A 1,603-nucleotide genomic window follows, 5' to 3' on the forward strand; every position below is an offset into this window, starting at 1 on the left:
CGCGCGGACGGTGACCGCCGCCGAGGTCGCGGTGGCGCTGCTGATCGTCCTGCCCTGGACCGCGCGGATCGGCGCCGTCTGCTCGGCGGCGCTGTTCGGCGGGCTGCTGCTCGCGCAGGTCTCGGTGCTGCGGCGCGGGCTCCGCGTGGACTGCGGCTGTTTCGGCCGTCCCGGGCGGACGACGCTGGTCGGGCCGGTGAGCCTGGCGCGGGCGGGCGCGATGATCGTGCTCTCGGCCATGGCGGCGTTCGCTCCCGGATTCTCCGTGTCCGGGCTGCCGCTCGCCTTCTGCTATCTGCTGGTCGTCGCCGGGCTCGGGCTGGTGCTGCGGCCTGGGCCGGTCCCGGTGCCGTCCGCGGCGGAGACGCCGACACCGCGCGGGCCGCGTGCCGGGGACGAGTTCGTGCTGGCGGGCGGGCTCTCGGCGCGGGGACGGACGACGCTGTTCGCCCTGGTCGCGCCCACCTGCGGGACCTGCCTGGACGCGCTGCCCGCCTTCGCCGAAGCGGCCGGGCACGTGCCGGTCGTCGTGGTGACCCCGTTCGAGGAGCACGGGGAGACGGCCGCGCTGCGGCGGGGCGGCCTCCCCGTCCTCGTCGATCCGGACGTCTTCGCCGCCAACGGCGTGCCGTGGCCGCCCTACGCGGTCCTCGCCGACGCGTCCGGGACCGTCCTCACGGCCGGGCCGGCCGACTCTCCGGGACGGCTGGCGGCACTGCTGCACGAGGCGAGCGCCGTCCCGGCGACCACCACGCCCGCTCCCCCAGCAGGCGCATGACGGCGGGCACCAGCAGGCCCCGCACGACGGTCGCGTCCACGACCACCGCCACGATCAACCCGACCCCGATGACCTGCATGAACACGATGCCGGACGCCAGGAACCCGGCCACCACCACGACCATCAGCAGCGCCGCGCCGCTTATCACCGTCGTGGTGCGGCGCACGGCCGCCGCGATCGCCTCGGCCGGGTCGGCGGCGCGGGCGCGCTCCTCGCGGATCCGGGCGAGCAGGAACACCTCGTAGTCCACGGCGAGGCCGAACGCGATCGCGACGATCAGGACCGGGAAGTCGGCGTCCACCGCGCCGACCGGCGTGAAGCCGAGGACGCCGGAGAACCAGCCGTCCTGGAAGACCAGCTTGACCACGCCGAACGCCGCCGACAGCGACAGCAGGTTCAGCAGCACCGCCTTGACCGGCAGCACGACCGAGCCGAACGCGCCGAACAGCACGGCGAACGCCACCAGCGCCACGAACCCCAGCATCCACGGCACCCGCACGCCGATCATGTGGACGATGTCCACGCGCGACGCGGGCATGCCGGTGAACAGCGCCCGCGTGCCGGGCGGCGGCGGCATCGCGCGCAACTCGTGCACAGTGCGGACGGCCTGACGGGACATCGGGTCGAAGGCGTAGCCGACGGAGATCCGCGCCTGGTCCCCCGACGTCCCGGTGACGGCGGCGGTGCGCACTCCCGGCACGTCCGCGAGGCGGCGGGCGTAGGCGTCGAGGGCGGGACGTCCGGCGGGGCCCTCGACCACGGCGGTGATCTGCTTGGCGGGATCGGCGGCGAAGCGGTCGCCGAGCTGGCGCGTGACGGTGCGGG

2 protein-coding genes are annotated in these 1,603 nt (G+C 75.4%); one reads left to right on the forward strand and one right to left on the reverse strand.

The window, feature by feature from the left end; genetic code table 11:
- Positions 1-778 (forward strand): TlpA family protein disulfide reductase (locus AB0J52_RS39730; RefSeq protein ID WP_500188302.1); only part of this gene is annotated, 778 nt, incomplete at its 5' end.
- Here AB0J52_RS39730 and AB0J52_RS39735 read toward each other — a convergent pair.
- Positions 675-1,603: MMPL family transporter (locus tag AB0J52_RS39735; RefSeq protein ID WP_500188304.1), on the reverse strand; the 929-nt coding region annotated here is incomplete at its 5' end. The genes AB0J52_RS39730 and AB0J52_RS39735 overlap by 104 nt on opposite strands.

This window comes from Spirillospora sp. NPDC049652 (assembly GCF_040675125.1).
Lineage (GTDB): Bacteria > Actinomycetota > Actinomycetes > Streptosporangiales > Streptosporangiaceae > Spirillospora.